Consider the following 18,204-nt stretch of genomic DNA (forward strand, 5'->3'; position numbering starts at 1 on the left):
AAGGCTCGCTCGGTAACTGAACAGACAAGCACAGCGGACTAGTCCCGCTGTGCTTGTCTGCTTTCATCAAGTTGAATAGAAAGCTGCTGCTTAGCGTTTTCAAGCGTCGGTTGCAGGTTATAAAGGCAGTTACCGCTTCGGTAGACATCAGCTGGTCCGATAATACGTTCCAGCTCATTCGTAGTCAGAGTCGTTTGGCACGTTAGGTCATCTTGCGGCTGAGTCGTGCCGAGTAGCATCAAATGGCCGAGCAACAGCCAGTCGCCATTGCGTTCGCCATACGCCTTGCCCACCGCGCTATAAGGTTCATAAACCAGCCACTGGAAGGGCGTGCCGCTGCTTATCTGTAGGGTCTGGCAGGGTTTCGTCTGGCTTAAACAGGTGGAATTCTGCTCAACCAACAGGTTCAGCAAGGGCTCTGGGAGGGTGGCGCCGTTAGGGCTTGCCCTGAACTGTTGGGCGACGTCATCCAGGTTCTGAGTATCCACCAGTGGTTCCTGGCTCCAACGTTCGGTTTGCCTGAGCGAAAGTTCAATACGCCGAGCTAACTCAGGCTGCGCTTGGGCAAATTCGCTCTCTACCAAGGCTTGCAAGGCCAGGGTGCCCGGCTGGCCGAGCTGGTAGCGCAGGTAGTTAACATCAAACGCCTCGGCTGTTGTGCGGTCATCCAGCAACCGCTTGATTTGCTGCTCGGCAACCCAGTGGCGCATATCTGCCAGCGGCGTGTTAACCACGATCAATACAACGGCCACCAGCAGGGCCAGGCCAACGTTGGCGCGCTGTAGGCTGGGAAGTGCAGCCTGGCGGCGCCACAGCAGGAGCAGGCTGTAGCTTACGGTAAATGCCGCTGTTAGCACTTGCAGCAGGGCAGCCCACAGCCTGTCCAGGCTAAGGCCGTATTGATCTATACGCAGCCAGAGTGCCCAAGCGGCCAGCACGTTACCCACCGGCAGCAGCACAACGGCCAGCAGGGTGATGCGGCGTAGCCAGGTGGGATAGGGGGGTAAGCCATGCGCTTGATGAAAGACCGCGTTGAAGAACAGCAGCAGGGTTAACATCAGCGCCATTAATATGGAGGAGGCTCTGCCTGTATCCCAGACGGGCTGCACGCCGGTAAAAAGGAGCATGGAAAAAAACAGCAGAATGATAAGGGCTACCAGCGGCAGTAACGCTTTGATAAGTGCCTCGCTCATCTGCCGCACGCTTTGAATCAGGCGAAAGCGGTTACGAATCATCACTAGCGTTAAACCGATCACCAGCCAAGTGACGGGGTAAATAAATAGGGGGGCGCTGAAAAGCGTCTCAAAAAAGCGCACGCCAATAGCCGAAAACAGCGTTGCCCCCAGCCATAACAGGCCCCAGAACACACCAATAAACAGCGTTAATTGTGAAAGCGTCTGGGTGAATTCCCAAGAGTAATTCAGCAGCGGTGAATAGGCGGTAGGCCAGGTTCTGCTAGTGGCGCTACTCCGAAAAAACAGCGCCAGGATGAAAAGCGCCACGCCAAGTGACACGCAAAAGGCAAACGTGAACGGGTGCCGCACCCACTGCTGCTCGGGTGTTTGCTCTACCCAGCCAAGGTGCCAGCCCAGCCAAAACAGCAACGGGGCCAGCAACAGCGGCAAAAAATTGAGGCGATCACGTAGCCGCTCCATGCCAATTAGATAAAACGCGGGCAGGGCGATTGCTACGGTATAAAGCGCCTTGAGCCAGCGCTGGTCAGCGGCCAGCCAGTGCTCATGCTCAATCGCCAGGTGAAGGGCCAGCAGCGCCATTCCTTGTACCACGGCCAGCAAAATCAAGCCCGCACGGGTGGGCTTGTCCAGCGTATTTGCGCGATGATCATCCATGACAGTTGTCCGCAGGTGAGGTTGGCGTAATAAAATTTACGTTGCTTTAAACATAATCAGGGTAGCGTTGGATTAAATAACAACATCACCATGGCAGGGAATGAAAATGTATCGAATATTGCTGGTTCTTTGTATTTTTCTGCCAAGCCGCACGAAGCAGAAGTAATGTGACGGTGAGATACTCTCTTCATGATGTGGGTTAGATAAGTTTTATGGCATAGGATCATTTGAACTATCGAAATAGATAATCATCCTCAAATGGCGGTGCTCATCAACGGTCAGCACCTCGTGGACATAGGTATGTTGCGTGCCATCTATATCAAGGAGGCTGCTGATCCCTCTATTATAGCCATCCATGTTTGAAGCCTCCCACCAGCGACGGAAATCAGGTGATAATCGGCTAAGCTCGTCGATCAGAGTTTGCATGATCGGGTCCTCAGGAGCGACAGCCAAGTCACAACGAAACTGCGCCAGCATACGCGATGCATCCTGTTCCCAGTCGGGGAGTCGCCGACGCAGATCTGGGGCGGTAAAGATCATTCTTAATAGATTGCGTTCAGGCGTTTCACGGGAGCTGAACTGGAGTAGCTCATCAGCTTGCGCATTCCAGCCAAGAACATCCCAGCGAAGGTTTACGACGTAGCTAGGGCGGGAGAGGTCATCCAACAGCGACTGGACGCGGGGAGAAATGCTCTGCTCTTGATACGCTTCTGCTGGTGGTGCGCGGCGGTGTGCCAGCAGAAAAAGGTGGCAGCATTCGGCATCATCCAGTTTCAGCGCATGGGCGATATTGAGCAGAAAGCGTTCGGAGACCTTAATATCACGGCCCTGCTCAAACCACGTGTACCAAGTCAGCCCTACTCCGGCAAGTGCTGCAACTTCTTCTCGCCTTAAACCCTGTGTACGCCTTCGTCCGTTGCTAGGAAGCCCAACATCAGCGGGCGTCAATTTGCGACGATGCCGTAGCATGAACTCCGTAATATCGCTCTGTGTTCGCTCAAGCCTTTGATTAACCATGCCATTACCTTTGGTAATAGGATAATTAGCTATATTGTAACCCTATATGTAGTGTCTGAGAATGCCAGCTTCCATGAAGGAACAGGAGGCAGCATGTCATTCAAAGTTGATGCTCACATCCCTTTAAATACGGATACAGGAACAGGCGACCTGTCTAACAAGGCTGGCATGAAAGAGTGGGCGGGGCTTGCAGTATTGGCTCTGCCTACCATTCTGCTAGGCCTCGACGTCACTATCCTCTACTTGGCGCTACCGGCATTAGCGGTAGAGTTACAGCCGAGCAACACCCAAGCACTGTGGATTATGGATGCCTACGGCTTCATGATTGCCGGTTTTTTAATCACTATGGGCACGCTTGGGGACCGGATCGGCCGACGTCGGCTACTGATGATTGGGGCCTTCGCGTTTGCGGTTGCCTCTGTGTTTGCAGCCTTTGCGCCAAATGCAGAGTGGCTAATTGTAGCCCGGGCAGCTTTGGGTATTGCTGGTGCGACCCTGATGCCTTCTACGCTGGCCTTATTAAGCAATATGTTTTTTGATCTGAGGCAGCGTGCATTGGCAATTGGGATATGGGCAACCATGTTTGCATTGGGTATGGCGTTGGGACCAATGGTTGGAGGATTATTGTTAGCTTCCTTTTGGTGGGGAGCCGCTTTCCTGATTGCTGTGCCTATTGTCATCGTATTATTGTTAGCTGCCCCAATACTGCTGCCAGAGTACCGTAACCCGCGTGCAGGTCGTCTGGATCTTTTTAGTGTCCTATTGCTATTAATAGCAATTCTGCCAAGCATCTATAGCATAAAGGAATTTTCTAAAGCGGGTGTTACACCAACGGTGCTGATCACCCTTGCTACTGGAGCGTTGGGAATATTACTTTTTGTGCGTCGACAACAGCACCTCTTCCATCCATTGCTTGATCTGAAATTGTTTGCCAGTAAGACCTTCACTGCCGCACTTATCATACTCCTGGTAGGACTGCTTGGCGTTGCTGGCATGATGCTCTTGGTCACTCAATATCTTCAGCTAGTGGCGGGTTACACACCGTTGATTGCCGGGCTTTGGATGGGGCCTCCGGCGCTGATGATGGTGCTGGCTGGCATACTTGCCCCTCTGCTTGCACGTCGTATTCGACCAGCGTTTGTTATTGCTGTAGCCCTCATGCTCTCAAGTATCGGCTGCGGCTTGCTTGCGCAAGTCCATGCACACTCTGTTCAAGTAACTCTGGTCGTAATAGGTTTTTCGCTGGTTTATCTAGGGTTGGGTACCATTGCTGCACTTGGCACAGATTTGGTAGTAGGGGCAGCGCCGTGTGAGAAAGCAGGGTCTGCATCGGCGATGTCTGAGATGGTTCAAGAGTTAGGTGTGGCGCTAGGAGTGGCTCTTCTGGGTAGCTTGGCTACTCTGATGTATCGAGTGCAGATGACTCCAGTGATCCCAGAAGGAGTACCGCACGAAGTCTCCACTGCCCTTGGAGAGAGCTTATGGGCAACTATGGTTGTCGCTGATCGCGTCCCCTCCGAGCTACTTGATCAGGCACAGTTGGCATTTACTCACGGTATGAGCATGGCCGCTATGGTGAGTGGTATCGCTATCCTGGTGCTTGCGTTGATATCTGCCATTGCTTTACGGCATGTAAAAGTAGTCGGAGATGAGAGCGATTGAGTGGCCCGCACGGGGGACGCCGATGGTGAGAAACAATACTATCGTTAATCTCTCTGAACGTTAATATGCGGCCCGCAATGATTCATGCAACTACTATGATTCATGCACCTACTTTCTTTTTCCTGCTTGACGGTCTCTCTATTGAATCCTTCACTGTCTCTTGATGGGTTCAAAGTGAATCCTTCATTAACGTGATGGCTTATAGAAGCGCTCAATGCTTTCTATCGCAGTTCGGGCGGTGTGGTTGGCGCTTGGCGTGATCAGAAATATCGCTTGAATGCCTAATAAGCCCAGCATTTAGTCGAGGAGAATAACGTGTCTGATCAAAAGCCTACGCGTCAGGAGTGGGGCGCACGTACCACGCCGCGCCTACAAGGTAACGAGCACTGGTGGCCTGACCAGCTCAACCTTAATGTCCTGCATCAAAAACACCCTGATTCCAACCCCTTTGGTGAAGGCTTTCGCTATGGCGACGCATTTGCCCAGCTCAACGTTGAAGAGTTAAGCGCTGACGTTGATGCGTTAATGACAGATTCCCAAGTGTGGTGGCCCGCTGACTGGGGGCACTATGGTCCGTTCTTTATTCGCATGTCGTGGCACGCTGCGGGCACCTATCGGGCGCTTGATGGGCGCGGCGGCGGTGGTACCGGCGCTCAGCGTTTTGCCCCACTCAACAGCTGGCCGGATAACGGCAACCTGGACAAGGCGCGCCGCCTGCTGTGGCCGATAAAGCAAAAATATGGTGAGAAAATCTCCTGGGCCGACTTGCTGGTGTTTGCAGGTAACCGCGCGCTTGAAACCATGGGCTTTAAAACCTTCGGCTTTGGGTTCGGTCGTGCTGATATATGGGCGCCCGAGGATGATATTTATTGGGGCCCTGAGAATGAGTGGCTGGGCACCAAGGATGAGCGCTATACCGGCAGTTTCGAGGACGGTAACCGTGTCCTCGATAACCCTCTTGCCGCGGTGCAAATGGGGCTGATCTACGTTAACCCGGAAGGCCCTAATGGCGTGCCAGACGCAGCTAAATCCGCGATGGACGTACGTGAAACGTTCGCCAGAATGGGGATGAATGATCGCGAGACGGTAGCGCTGACGGTGGGTGGCCACACGTTTGGCAAGATGCACGGCAACGGGCCTGCGGATGCCGTTGGCAAAGCACCCGAGGAATCCAAGCTCAACGAAATGGGCGTTGGCTGGGCTAATAAGCACGAAACGGGGCTGGGTGAGTACACCATCACATCCGGGCTCGAAGGTGCCTGGACCCCCACACCGACCAAGTGGGACAACACCTATCTTGAGACGATTTTCTCCCACGAATGGCGGGTCAAGAAATCCCCGGCGGGCGCCAACCAGTGGGAGCCGGTAGAAGTTAAAGATGGATTTTGGGTGCCCGACGCGCATGTTGAGGGTAAAAAGAACCCTCCGGTGATGAACGCCGCTGACATGGCGATGATTGTCGATCCCGATTATCTGAAAATATCCAAGGAGTACCGCGAGAATCCCGATGTGCTGGCCGACGAGTTCGCCCGCGCCTGGTACAAGCTTCTGCATCGCGATATGGGGCCAAGTGCTCGTTACCTCGGCCCTCAGGTGCCGAGCGAAGTGCTCGTGTGGCAGGACCCCGTGCCCAAGCATGAAGGGCCGCTGGTTTCCGATGAACAGATTGCAACGCTCAAGCAGGCCATTGCCGACACCGGCCTAACGGCCCGGCAGTTGGTCGAAACGGCTTGGGCCTCTGCTTGTACCTACCGCCAAACGGACCATCGAGGTGGCGCTAACGGCGCGCGGATTCGCCTTGAACCGCAGCTCCATTGGGATATCAACATACGCGGTGGCGTGGCGGAGGTGATCGACCAATTGCAGGGCATCAAGGACGCATCCGATGCCAATATTTCGTTGGCCGACATGATTGTTCTGGGCGGGAGTGTTGGGGTTGAGATGGCGGCGGAAGCAGCCGGGCATGACCTGACAGTGCCTTTCACACCAGGGCGTACGGATGCCACTCAGGAGATGACCGAAGTGGATACCCATGCCTATCTTGAACCCAGGCATGATGCGTTTCGTAACTATATGCAGGCGCAGTCAACGTCCATTCCAACCGAGCATTTAATGGTCGACCGGGCATTCATGTTAAACCTGAGCGCGCCCCAGATGACCGCACTGCTGGGCGGCATGCGGGCGATTGGTATTAACGCGGGCGATGACAACAATGACGGTATTTTAACGCATCGCCCTGGGCAGCTGACCAATGACTTCTTTGTCCATCTCATCGATATGGGAACCGTGTGGGAGCCGGTTGATGACACCGAAGCGCGCTTTGTGGGCCGTGATCGTAAGAGCGGCGAAACCCGGTGGACGGCCACTCGGGTTGACTTGGTTTACGGCTCTAACTCGCAGCTGCGTGCCATTGCAGAGGAGTACGCTGCCCATGGCGGTGAGCGACATATGCTCAACAAGTTTGTGTCTGGATGGGTCAAGGTGATGGAGAATGACCGGTTCGACTTGCACCGCTGAGGTTCATGCCTTTGATAAGCGCGGCGGACGGCTACTTCCGCCGCGCTTATTCATGCCCTCTGTTAATATTCGTGGTTTGTCGCCTGCCATGTTGGACAGGGCGTTTGAAATACCACTGGGAATTACTAATGAGCCATCCACAACCCAATAATCCGTTACATGGTTTAAGCCTTGAAAAGATCTTGACGCGTTTGGTTGAGCGTTACGGCTGGGACGGCTTGTACGCAGAGATCAACGTTAACTGCTTCTTCAATGATCCTTCTATTAAGTCGTCGTTGAAATTCCTGCGTAAAACGCAGTGGGCACGGGATAAAGTAGAAGCGCTGTATATCAATACCTTTACGGGTTAACGCAGAAATAAGTGTAGCGGCGGAGTGGGCTATGAGGTTTACGCTCCTCGCGCCGTTTATGCGGCCATTGAGAATAAAAAATACATCGTAGCTTGTCGATTTCTCTCACGCTCGAACGACTAGTGATAGTTCGCTCATGCAATCACAGACCGTTTGAAGTATCGGCTTTCGTGAGGAAATTAATGATGATTACGATGTATGGATTTGGAAAAGTAACGCCGCAAGTGGTGGGGATTACGAGGGATTTACGTGTGCTGTGGGCACTAGAGGAGTGCGAACTGCCTCATCAGGTTAATGGGCTCGATGATGTCGCTGGTGAACTACATAGCGCTGATTATTTGGCAATCAATCCCTTTGGCAAAGTACCCGCGATTGACCATGATGGCGTGATCATTTTTGAGTCAGGGGCTATTGTTATCTACTTGGCGGAGCAATCAGGGAGGCTTCTGCCGACGAGTGAGTCAGAACGCGCTAAAGCCCTGCAATGGACGTTTGCTGCCCTGGATACAGTGGAGCCACCGATGACGCAAATTGCCATGATTGATTTATTTGAAGCGGATGCCGAGTGGGCAAAGCTGCGACGTCCGGCACTCGTGGAGATGGCCAGGAACTGCCTCGCAGTGCTCGAAGGTGTGCTTATCCGCAAGCGCTATCTGCTTGGCGACCAATTTACCTATCCAGACATTCTAATGGTTGCTGCGTTAAGTCAAATACAGCATACAAATCTTCTAGATGAGTTTCCTAATGTGACTTCCTATTTAACGCGCTGTCACGACCGGCCAGCGTGGCATAAATGCCTTGATGCCTATAATCGGCGCTTGGCAGTGTGAGTGGTCAGCATCCCGCACGCCAGCACTTCGGCGAAGTTTATCAGTGTTGGTGCGGATCGACGGAACACACCGGAGAGAAAAACCATGACTACAACTAAACAACCATTGCCGAGTGTCGTATCTTTAGAAGAGTGGAAATTAGCGCTGGATCAGTTTCTCGTAAAAGAGAAAGCGCTAACCCGCGCGCGTGACGCACTGAGTGCTGAGCGTAGGAAATTACCTGTAGTGAAGGTGACTAAGCATTATACGTTTCAGGGCGAAAACGGCCCAGCGTCTCTGCTCGATCTGTTTGAAGGGCGCCGTCAACTCATTGTGTATCATTTTATGTACGCACCTGACTGGAAAGCGGGCTGTGAAGGGTGCTCGTGGGTCGCTGATGCCATGACTCACCCGGCTCATCTGCATGCTCGCGATACCTCGCTAGTGATGGTGTCACGCGCCCCCCTGGAAAAACTTAATCAGTATAGGTCCCGTATGGGATGGGCTTATCCTATCCCATGGTACTCGTCTTATGAGAGCGATTTTAACCATGATGTTGGCGTAACGACTGCGGAAGGTGAGAGGCACGGCGTCAGTGTATTTATTCGTGATGGCAACGCCATGTATCGCAGCTATTTTACAGGGGCGCGAGGCGTCGAATATCTTGGTAGTCTCTGGACCTATTTAGACTTGACCCCGTTTGGTCGTCAGGAAACCTGGGAAGATTCTCCAGAAGGCTGGCCACAAACTGAGCCGTATGGCTGGAATCGTCGCCACGACGAGTATGACGTATAAGACTCGTCTGAACTGGGGGTGAAAAAAGGGTATACACTCAGGGAGGTCATTGACGTTATTCTTGAAAACTTTCCTGACGTGGGTTGAGTGATGACGCATTTGACGTATCGGCGCTAAAAAGCCACCTCACGGCAATCCTTTGCCACTCCTGCTTCCTTTCTTGTTTGCATTGCCACTATTCAGCGATTAATTATTACGTTACACCAGTCCCCGCTTATCACGCCGCGCCGCAAGAATGTCTTTTAGTGTTGCCAGGCCGATGACGCCCAGTACGGAGAGTGAGATTAGCGGCCAGATCAATACATATAACGCCAATATAAAAGTTTGCATGTGCTTTCCTAATGTTTGGCTGGTGCGCTATGGCGCACCAGCGGATGAAATGATTTCAACGTCTTACATAGGGCTTATTGCCCAGCCCTTATCACCCAGCCCTTATCACAGAGCGCTTAGGCCCGAGTAGCAGGCTTAGCCGGGTCATAGTTGATGACGTCCTGATTAATCTGCGCGAAGTCGAACTTGCTTGAGCTCATCAGGCTGACACCGATGCACACAATCGTGCTGACGCCGTAGGCCATTAATGAGGCCATTAGCACCGTGTAGTCCCGCAGGAAGCCAACACAGAAGTAGGCCAAAACAAGAGTGCTGAGTGCGCCGACAATCAAACCGACACGGCGACCGCAGAATCCAAAGGCCATCAGGCCAAGCACTACACCTCCGCCTACGGAGGCCAGCAACTCAAATAGCCCTGCGGTTAGGCCGACCATAGGCAGCAGTTCAAATCGTGCGATGCAGAACATCACCAAGCCTGCGATTACCGCCGAGGTAAACGCCGTGTTGGTGACCCGGCTCCAGAAACAGCTGGCGATCACCGGGAAGACAATTGCGCCCCAGAGCGCGCCAACGAAAATCAGCATGATAAGAATGTCCATGGAGAAGCTGGCGAGAATCACCCCAATCAGCGTCGCCACAATCATGGTCAGCCTGCCAATAAACAGCATCCTGGTCGGATCGGGCTTGTTTTTCGCAATGTTCTTGCCATAGATATCGGCCATGACAATCGCCGACATGGCAGAAAGGTCCGAGTCAGCGGTTGAGGAGAGCGAGCCGATCACCAGAATAAAGAACAGTCCAATAAATACCGGCGAGAGGTACATCGAGACCATCTGCGGGATCAGGTTATTCATGTCGCCATTCATGGGCTCCATACCGGTCATCAGCGCCATCAAGCCAATCATGCCCAAGCCGATAACAATCGCACCGTAGCCAATGGTCGCGGTGATAAAGGTCGGTTTGATATGGTCTTCACGCACGGCGAACAAGCGTTGGGAGATAGTCTGGTTACCAATCGCGTAGGCCAACACCGCTACAAAGAAAGGGGCGCCCTGATTGAGGATGGCATCCACCGAGAACAGACTTGCCTGTTCTGGAGTGAGCAGACTCATGCCGTTCGATAGCGTTTCCGGCCCGCCGATTGCGAACATCACTGCGGGGATGATTAGAATGGCAATGGCCATCATCGCCATCAGTTGGGCAAAGTCAGTAAGGACCGAAGCGCGGAACCCCGACCATAGCGTGTAAGACAGCACCCCAACGCCTGCGATCACCACCCCGGCTTGAAAGGAGAGTGGTGAGAGCACTGAGACCAGTGCGCCGGACGCCGTGAAGTTGACCATCAGGCTGATGATACTGCCTAGTATGTTGGAGGAGGCAAGAATCAACTGGCTGGAGGCGCCATGCCGGGCATGGATCAGTTCACCCAGAGTGTGCGCATTGGGCGCCAGCTTGCGAAAGCGACGGCCAAAGGGGTAGATGAACAGGATCATCAACGCGCCCCACAACCCGTAATGCAGGGGGCCTGAGATGCCATAGGTATAACCCGAGGTCGCAGCGGCGTAAAAGGAGGCAGCCCAGATCCAGGTGGCGGTCATGCTGGCGGCGCCAAGGCCAAAGCCGATCTGATGGTTAGACACCATGAAGGCGTCGGTATTTTCCTTTTTCTCCTTGATCAGTAGGGTCAGCAGATAAGTGCCGCCGTAAAAGAACACCAGTAAAGCGAGGACCGTCAGGGTCGAGAATTGATAGAAGTTTTCGTTGTACATGGAATACCCATAGGTTTTGCAGCCCAGCATCCTAAATAGCAACCAGCGTTCCGTTGTCGGAAAGGTCGCCACAGGACGTGAGCAAAAAAACAGAACATCTTTCTAGGTATGTCTGTAGCGAGATAAGACTGCGATTGGCAGTCTGGCCGTGCAAGCGTCAGGTGCTGAAAACACCTTAAGCCCTAGATAGGGGGGCCAGGTCAACGCTTGCCATGATGCGTAATAGCGAACGCAATAAAGCGGTGGCAAGGTCGAACCGAAGAGGTACCTTACGCCTTTACGCTCGAACAGTACAGGTTGACGCCCGCGCCGCTATGTGCTAGTTGAAGTGAGGCGCGAACATATCCGCCCCAGGTTGGCCTCACTAAAAACAGAAGGCTTGGGACGGGCCGCTAATTAACGCGAGGTGTCGAGAAAACACCGGAGGAAGATGCTAAATCCCGTTATTCAGGAAGAACCGACCGGCTGCGGGATTGCTTCTGTAGCGACTATTCTGGGTAAAAGCTACCCTGAGATGAAGGCCATTGCGAATGCGATGGATATTGCCGCAGATGATGAATCGCTGTGGTCTGATACCCAGTATGTGCGCCAGATGCTGGCCCAAGCGGGTGTGGCTACCTCGCCGGATGAAACGCCGTTTACCACATGGCAGGCGCTACCGGCGCTGGCGCTGCTAGCGATTAAACCCCATCAAAAGGAGGGCAAACACTTTTGGCACTGGGTGGTATTTCAGCGCATCAATGGTCAGCCTGTGGTGCTGGATTCCGCCAGTTATCTGCCCGCTAATATCCGCACAGATTTTGATGCTATGCATCCTGCCTGGTGGATTGAGGTCCTTAACCCATGCTCAAGTGACGATAAATAACGCCACTCGCGCCGCCTATCCTGCGCTTCTAGAGGTTTGGGAGGCTTTGGTTCGTGCCACCCACCCTTTCTGGCAGAGAGCGATTTGCTATTACTAGCTTGTGAGCGCATATAAAAAACGGCCCGTGGGCCGTTTTTTATACCGTGGCTAGCTGCTTGGCTAACCCTTATGCGCTATAGCTTATCCTGGGTTTTATGCTCAAAGTCGCTGGCATCGTGGCGTTCATGCAGCTGTTCGCTGGGCTCGCCAAATGTGCGGTTAACCATACGGCCACGCTGTACGGCGGGGCGTGCATCAAGTTCTTCTGCCCAGCGGAGCACGTGTGTATACATGTGCGCTTCCAAAAACTCAGCCGCTTCGTAAACGCGGTTTTTCACCAGGGCGCCATACCAGGGGTAAATCGCCATATCCGCAATGGTGTACTCATCACCGGCCATGTAGCGGTTATTGGCCAAGTGGCGGTCAAGTACATCGAGCTGGCGCTTTATTTCCATCGTGTAACGGTCGATAGGGTACTGGTACTTTTCAGGCGCGTAAGCGTAGAAGTGACCAAAGCCACCGCCGAGTATCGGGCCGCTGCCCATCTGCCAGAATAACCAGGAAAGGCACTCGGTACGCTTGGCTGGGTCGGTTGGTAGGAAGGCGGAGAATTTTTCAGCCAGGTAGAGAAGAATAGCGCCTGACTCAAAAACGCGCTGAGGCGGGTTAGTGCTGTGGTCCATCAACGCCGGGATTTTGGAGTTGGGATTAACGTCTACAAATCCGCTGCCGAACTGATCGCCTTCACCGATTTGGATCAAGTAAGCGTCATACTCAGCGGCTTCGATGCCTTTTGCTAATAGCTCCTCAAGCATGATGGTCACTTTAACGCCATTGGGGGTGGCCAATGAGTAGAGCTGAAGCGGGTGTTTACCAACGGGCAGCGCTTTATCGTGAGTAGGCCCTGCGATAGGACGGTTAATGTTGGCGAATTTACCGCCATTGCCCGGTTCCCATTTCCAAACGCGCGGTGGGGTGTAAGACGTATCGCTCATCATGGCCTCGCTGTGTCGTGTCGCGGGCAGCGCCCGGTGGTAAAAATAATCAATTCAAACGCAATAGGTACTCTATGAGGGTAGTAAAACGCAGGTACAAGGGGCGAGAATAATTAGCCGCGTAATAAACTGACGGATAAGTCACCAGGGAGGCAATCATGCAAACCATTGGAGTGCTGGGCGGAATGAGCTGGGAGTCCACGCAAAGCTATTATCGCGCCTTGAACGAGGGCGTAAAACAAGCGCTGGGCGGTCTCCACTCGGCCAAAATTGCCATGGTGAGTGTCGATTTTGCTGAGATTGAGGCGCTGCAAAAGCAGGGCGATTGGGAAACCGCTGGAAAAATCCTTGCTGAGGCGGCGCACAATATTGAGCGGGCCGGCGCTGACTTTTTACTGCTGGCCACCAATACCATGCATAAAGTGGCACCCGCGATTGAGCACGCTATCAGCATCCCGCTGTTACACATCGCTGATGCGACCGCAGAGCAGCTGCGAAAGGACGGTATAACGCGTGTTGGCTTGTTGGGTACGCGCTTTACGATGGAACAGGATTTCTACAAGGCGCGTTTGCGGGACACATTTGGCATTGAGGTCGTGGTGCCAGAGGAGGGGCAACGCGAGACGGTTCATCGCATTATTTTCGATGAGCTATGCCAAGGGAAGATCAACGATGACTCCCGTGAGCACTATCTGAAGGTGATCGCCAGCCTGCATCAACAGGGCGCTCAGGCGGTCATTCTAGGCTGTACAGAAATTGCCTTACTGGTAGAGCAAGCACATACCGCTGTGCCGCTTTACGATACCACTGCCCTGCATGCAAGCGGAGCAGTGGAGCGTGCGCTTAATAACTAACGGGTGATTAACGCTAAAACGTTAAGCAAGCGTTAGGGTAACGTCGATATTGCCACGGGTAGCGTTGGAGTAAGGGCATACGACATGGGCCTTGTCGACCAGATCCTGAGCGATGCTCTTGTCAATGCCGGGAAGGCTGATTGTTAGCTCGACTTCGATGCCAAAACCGGTAGGAATGGCACCAATACCTACACTGCCTTCAATGGCGGTATCCTGGGGAAGCGTTACTTTTTCCTGGCTGGCGACATGTTTTAGGGCGCCTAAAAAGCAAGCAGAGTAACCCGCCGCAAACAGCTGCTCCGGGTTGGTACCCTCACCGCCTGCTCCGCCCAGCTCCTTGGGAGTGCTGAGTTTGACGTCCAGCGCGCCGTCAGACGACTTGGCGCTGCCTTCACGACCACCGGTCGCGTGGGCATGGGCGCGGTAAGCAATTTTTTCGATAGACATAGCAGTTTCCTTTTTGGGACGAGTAATAGGGACGTCTTTTAATGATGATCAAGTTCCAGCTCACTGCACGGCTCTAGCCTACAAGGTCCTAGGGTTTGTCTGAAAAGTCGACGAGCGAAGACAAGACAAGGCAAAAATTGGCGAAAAAACGGAGTTTACATGTGTAAATGAGCATTTTGAGCCAATTTTTAACGCCGTATTGTCGAGCGCAGACACTTTTCAGACAGAGCCTAACGCGGGCATGTCGGCTCCCTACTTGATGCAATGCGTTAATGTAGCGTGCCATACGTTCGCTTGCTAGCGCTAGACGTTGGTTGTAGAAGGGCGGTTTTGCTTTGACACGTCTGTGTTGGGTCTTTTAATCTTCAAGCGATTGTTACCGGTAACAGCTGGTATTCAAGCTGTAGATATCCAGTCAATCCGCTACCTGCCAGGCACCCTGACAGCGATGGTTTTGTGCCCTCGTAAATCAGCCCTTTTCGGAGAAATTATCTAATGAGCCCTACTTCTTATCGTATTTTGGTGATGGGTGCCTCCGGCTGCGGAAAATCCCACATTGGCCAGCAGCTGGCAGCCGCCATGAATGCCACGTTTATTGACGGTGACGATTATCACCCGCCTGCTAACGTAGCCAAAATGGCGGGCGGGACGCCGCTTAATGACGATGATCGTCAGGAGTGGCTTGAGAAGCTGTCGTCACTGTTTGCCCACTACCAGGCTCGAAATGAAACCGCTGTGATTGCGTGTTCGGGCTTAAAGCGGCGTTATCGGGATTGTTTGCGCCAGGGCGATTCAGCACTGCAAATTCTGTACCTGGAAGGGAGCGCGGAGCTATTACGCGAGCGCCTGGCCACCAGAGAAGGGCACTTCTTTAAAGGAGATAACATGCTGGCCAGCCAGCTTGCTGATTTACAACCGCCGGGTGATGATGAGGCCGTTAGCCTGTCCATTGCGCTCTCTCCAGAGGAGATTGTGAGCCGATTTACTGGCACACTCAATGCGCGGCTACCTTCGCCATCCAGCTAATCGTTGTTACAGAGGCAGTATCCCGTTTGAAGAAAAAACGCCCAACGCTACAAACTATTGCTGATCAGGTCGGGGCAACCAAAATGACGGTGAGTCGTTGCCTAAGAGACCCGGAAACTGTTTCAGAAGGCTTGCGCGAGCGTATTCTTAGCGTGGCCGAGCAGGTCGGCTATATTCCCAACCGAGCGCCGGATCTACTTTCGCGTGCTACCAGCCACTCTATTGGCGTGTTGGTTCCTTCGCTGACGAACCAAGTCTTTGCTGATGTCATCGTGGGGATTGAGAAACGTACCGAGCCTGCCGGTTATCATCTTATGCTGTCTCACTATGGGTATAGCCCGGCCGTTGAAGAGCGAAGTTTGGCATCGGTGCTGTCTTACAACGTGGATGGGGTGATTCTTTCGGACCATCATCACACTCCCCGCACGCTGCGAATGCTGGAAACCGCCGGTATTCCTGTGGTGGAAATCATGGACACCCATCATAAGCCGCTGCAGCAGGCGGTAGGCTATGACAACGTCGCAGCAGCGTTTGATATGGTGAGTGAAATGATTCGCCATGGCCGGCAACAGATTATTTATCTGGCTGTGCGGCTGGATGAGCGCACGCTGCAACGTGAGCAGGGCTACCGCCAGGCGATGGAACAGCACGGCCTTACGCCGGTAACGCTGCATAGCAGTCAACGCTCCTCTTACAGCGTAGGCGCAGCGCTTCTAGAGCAAATTTTAAACGACTACCCTCATACGGATGGCGTATTCTGCACTAACGATGACGTGGCCGTGGGGGCGTATTTTGAGTGTCAGCGCCGCGGTATTAACGTGCCTGAGCAGATGGCGATTGCGGGTTTCCACGGCCACGACGTGGGGCAGGCAATGACGCCAAAGCTTGCAAGTGTCATCACGCCACGCCAAGCCATTGGGGAGGCTGCCGCGCAAGCACTGCTGGCCAGGATTCAGGGCGAAGCGGTGGCTGATCATACGGTCGACTTGGGCTATCGCATCGAAACAGGCGCCACGCTATAGCCGGTTTTTGATCGGACTATTACCGAGAGAAGCCGCACTGGTGATAAGCGCGCTGGCTGGTTAAAGTAACCATTTTCGTTTGTATCGAGGCTACCGTGCATATCTCCGAGCTCAATATTTATCCGGTCAAATCCTTAAAGGGTATCAGTCTTACCCACAGTGAACTGCTGCCCACCGGCCTTGCGTGGGACCGCCGCTGGATGCTGGTTGATACACAGCAGCGCTTTGTGACTCAACGCCAGCGGCCTGCGCTAGCCACGGTAGAAGTAGCCTTAACCACTGATGCCTTGGTACTTTCACACCCCCATGTTGAGCCACTTTCGATCCCGCTTGCAGAACCGAGCGGCAACCTGCGTATCGTTCAGGTCTGGAATGATCACTGTAAGGCGTGGCCTGAAAGCCGCGATGTTTCAAGCTGGCTGGAAGCTGCTTTAGGTGAACAGGGCAGTGGCCTAAGCCTGGTCCGTTTCGCCACGCAGTTTAAACGTCCGGTAGAAACGGCGTTTTTAAACGGGGATGACGCCGACACGCTTTTTGCGGATGGCTACCCTTTTCTGATTGCTTCAACCGGCTCTCTCAATGCACTCAACCGTGCCCTTGAGGAGAGTGGTTGCCAGGCTATTCCCATGAACCGTTTTCGGCCCAGTATTGTGGTCGAAACCGACAAGCCATGGGCTGAAGATGGTTGGCAAGCGCTACAGGCTAGTAATGGCGCATTTGAACTTATTCTGCGTAAGCCGTGTAAACGTTGCAAAATTACCACGGTAGACCAGCAAACGGCCCAGATACCTGAGCCTGCCGAGCCGCTTAAAACGTTAATAGGCCTGAATACTCAGCCTGCATTAAAAGGCGCTTATTTTGGGCAGAACGCGACACTGCATGCTGGTGCAGGAAGCATTATTCGCGTGGGGGATACGCTGGTGGCTGAGGCGCGTGGCGCTTGAGACGCAGCAGTCGGGTGAGTCGTTTGATCGGACTCGCGCACGAGCTGATTTTTAACGCCGTATGGTCGAGCGCAGGCAGTTTTCGTACACAGCCTGGTGCGGCCTGGGAAGCGCCCATCATCTGAGTTCTGCACTGTGCTAAAAATCAGCTACGCTGAACGGGGTGGTCAGTTGCTCTATACGAGTGACCATTCAACCTTTTTTGACCATATCAGTATCCACTGATCAATCAGGTCTTTCGCTATCACTGATAAGGAGTTTTTCATGGATCGTAAAGCTAGCGCACGTTGGGAAGGTGGACTGAAGGATGGAAAAGGCACCGTTTCAACCGAAAGTGGCGTTCTCAGTGCTAATTACTCCTTCAAACAGCGTTTTGAAGACGAAAAGGGCACCAATCCGGAAGAGCTGATTGGCGCTGCGCATGCCAGCTGCTTTTCAATGGCGCTTTCCAATATTTTAGGCGAGGCCGGTTATACCGCTGATGCTATTGATACCACTGCCAGCGTTACGCTGAAGCAGGATTCAGCAGGCTTTAGCATTTCCAGCATTCATCTGGATGTCACCGCTGAAGTAAGTGGTGCCGATGAAGAGAGCTTCAAAGAGGCCGCCCAAAAAGCCAAGGAAAATTGTCCCGTATCAAAAGTGCTCAATGCAGAGATAAGCATGACGGCCCAGTTAAAAGGCTAGTGCTTTAGTGATAGGCGCTACGTTTAAAACACGTAGCGCTTTTTTAATGGCCAATATTTTATGATGAGGGGTAAGGCGCAATAACTATAAGTCACTACAGTTTTAGGCTTGCCGTTTAGTGTGTAGGTTGCTATAGCGAATAGATAAAGGGTTCTTCGTCACTTCATGTGGATTTGGCCTGATCGAACACGCGGCCCACCGGGCTGCCAATCAGGTAGATCATGGC

The 18,204-nt window shown here is 53.2% G+C and carries 17 protein-coding genes; 11 read left to right on the plus strand and 6 right to left on the minus strand.

Annotated elements, in window-relative coordinates; all coding sequences use genetic code 11:
* Positions 1–38: 38 nt before the first annotated feature.
* Positions 39–1,850 (minus strand): DUF4153 domain-containing protein, encoded by a 1,812-nt coding sequence (locus INT20_RS09810; RefSeq protein ID WP_193053989.1) that lies wholly within the window; start codon positions 1,848–1,850, stop codon positions 39–41.
* Positions 1,851–2,060: 210 nt separating this feature from the next.
* Positions 2,061–2,867 (minus strand): helix-turn-helix transcriptional regulator, encoded by an 807-nt coding sequence (locus INT20_RS09815; RefSeq protein WP_193053988.1) that lies wholly within the window; start codon positions 2,865–2,867, stop codon positions 2,061–2,063.
* A gap of 93 nt (positions 2,868–2,960) precedes the next feature.
* On the opposite strand from INT20_RS09815, the gene INT20_RS09820 reads away from it, so the two are divergent.
* From INT20_RS09820 to INT20_RS09840, 5 genes are all read left to right on the plus strand, one after another.
* Complete coding sequence (locus INT20_RS09820) at positions 2,961–4,529, plus strand: MFS transporter (protein WP_193053987.1); 1,569 nt, start codon at positions 2,961–2,963, stop codon at positions 4,527–4,529.
* A 315-nt stretch (positions 4,530–4,844) separates the two neighbouring features.
* Positions 4,845–7,046 (plus strand): catalase/peroxidase HPI, encoded by a 2,202-nt coding sequence (gene katG, locus INT20_RS09825; RefSeq protein ID WP_193053986.1) that lies wholly within the window; start codon positions 4,845–4,847, stop codon positions 7,044–7,046.
* Positions 7,047–7,174: 128 nt separating this feature from the next.
* Positions 7,175–7,396 carry a VF530 family protein gene (locus INT20_RS09830; RefSeq protein WP_192528609.1) on the plus strand — a complete coding sequence of 74 codons (222 nt, stop codon included), beginning with the start codon at positions 7,175–7,177 and terminating at the stop codon, positions 7,394–7,396.
* 182 nt (positions 7,397–7,578) lie between these two features.
* Positions 7,579–8,226, plus strand: a complete 648-nt coding sequence (locus INT20_RS09835; protein WP_193053985.1) for a glutathione S-transferase family protein — start codon at positions 7,579–7,581, stop codon at positions 8,224–8,226.
* A gap of 84 nt (positions 8,227–8,310) precedes the next feature.
* Positions 8,311–9,000 (plus strand): DUF899 domain-containing protein, encoded by a 690-nt coding sequence (locus INT20_RS09840; RefSeq protein ID WP_193053984.1) that lies wholly within the window; start codon positions 8,311–8,313, stop codon positions 8,998–9,000.
* A 198-nt stretch (positions 9,001–9,198) separates the two neighbouring features.
* Here INT20_RS09840 and INT20_RS18075 read toward each other — a convergent pair whose 3' ends face one another.
* Together INT20_RS18075 and INT20_RS09845 are read right to left on the minus strand one after the other, a co-directional pair.
* Positions 9,199–9,330 (minus strand): putative transporter small subunit, encoded by a 132-nt coding sequence (locus INT20_RS18075; protein ID WP_216657919.1) that lies wholly within the window; start codon positions 9,328–9,330, stop codon positions 9,199–9,201.
* A 116-nt stretch (positions 9,331–9,446) separates the two neighbouring features.
* Positions 9,447–11,099 (minus strand): sodium:solute symporter family protein, encoded by a 1,653-nt coding sequence (locus INT20_RS09845; protein WP_193053983.1) that lies wholly within the window; start codon positions 11,097–11,099, stop codon positions 9,447–9,449.
* A gap of 430 nt (positions 11,100–11,529) precedes the next feature.
* Here INT20_RS09845 and INT20_RS09850 point away from each other — a divergent pair, with 430 nt between their 5' ends.
* Positions 11,530–11,964 (plus strand): hypothetical protein, encoded by a 435-nt coding sequence (locus INT20_RS09850; RefSeq protein WP_193053982.1) that lies wholly within the window; start codon positions 11,530–11,532, stop codon positions 11,962–11,964.
* Between the two features lie 173 nt (positions 11,965–12,137).
* Here INT20_RS09850 and yghU read toward each other — a convergent pair whose 3' ends face one another.
* On the minus strand, positions 12,138–12,998 hold the full coding sequence (gene yghU / locus INT20_RS09855) for a glutathione-dependent disulfide-bond oxidoreductase (protein WP_193053981.1): 861 nt from the start codon (positions 12,996–12,998) through the stop codon (positions 12,138–12,140).
* A 158-nt stretch (positions 12,999–13,156) separates the two neighbouring features.
* On the opposite strand from yghU, the gene INT20_RS09860 reads away from it, so the two are divergent.
* Positions 13,157–13,852, plus strand: coding sequence for an aspartate/glutamate racemase family protein (locus tag INT20_RS09860; RefSeq protein ID WP_193053980.1), 696 nt, complete (start codon positions 13,157–13,159; stop codon positions 13,850–13,852).
* A 21-nt stretch (positions 13,853–13,873) separates the two neighbouring features.
* Here the strand turns inward: INT20_RS09860 and INT20_RS09865 are convergent, their stop codons facing one another.
* Complete coding sequence (locus INT20_RS09865) at positions 13,874–14,299, minus strand: organic hydroperoxide resistance protein (RefSeq protein ID WP_193053979.1); 426 nt, start codon at positions 14,297–14,299, stop codon at positions 13,874–13,876.
* 495 nt (positions 14,300–14,794) lie between these two features.
* Here INT20_RS09865 and INT20_RS09870 point away from each other — a divergent pair, with 495 nt between their 5' ends.
* The 4 genes from INT20_RS09870 (at position 14,795) to INT20_RS09885 (ending at position 17,978) form a co-directional block, all read left to right on the plus strand.
* On the plus strand, positions 14,795–15,325 hold the full coding sequence (locus INT20_RS09870) for a gluconokinase (RefSeq protein WP_193053978.1): 531 nt from the start codon (positions 14,795–14,797) through the stop codon (positions 15,323–15,325).
* Positions 15,326–15,351: 26 nt separating this feature from the next.
* Positions 15,352–16,347, plus strand: coding sequence for a gluconate operon transcriptional repressor GntR (gene gntR / locus INT20_RS09875; RefSeq protein WP_193053977.1), 996 nt, complete (start codon positions 15,352–15,354; stop codon positions 16,345–16,347).
* A gap of 95 nt (positions 16,348–16,442) precedes the next feature.
* On the plus strand, positions 16,443–17,291 hold the full coding sequence (locus INT20_RS09880; protein ID WP_193053976.1) for an MOSC domain-containing protein: 849 nt from the start codon (positions 16,443–16,445) through the stop codon (positions 17,289–17,291).
* A gap of 264 nt (positions 17,292–17,555) precedes the next feature.
* Complete coding sequence (locus INT20_RS09885; protein ID WP_193053975.1) at positions 17,556–17,978, plus strand: OsmC family protein; 423 nt, start codon at positions 17,556–17,558, stop codon at positions 17,976–17,978.
* Positions 17,979–18,204 lie beyond the last annotated feature (226 nt).

Origin of the sequence: Halomonas citrativorans (genome assembly GCF_014898005.1) — a bacterium.
GTDB lineage: Bacteria > Pseudomonadota > Gammaproteobacteria > Pseudomonadales > Halomonadaceae > Vreelandella > Vreelandella citrativorans.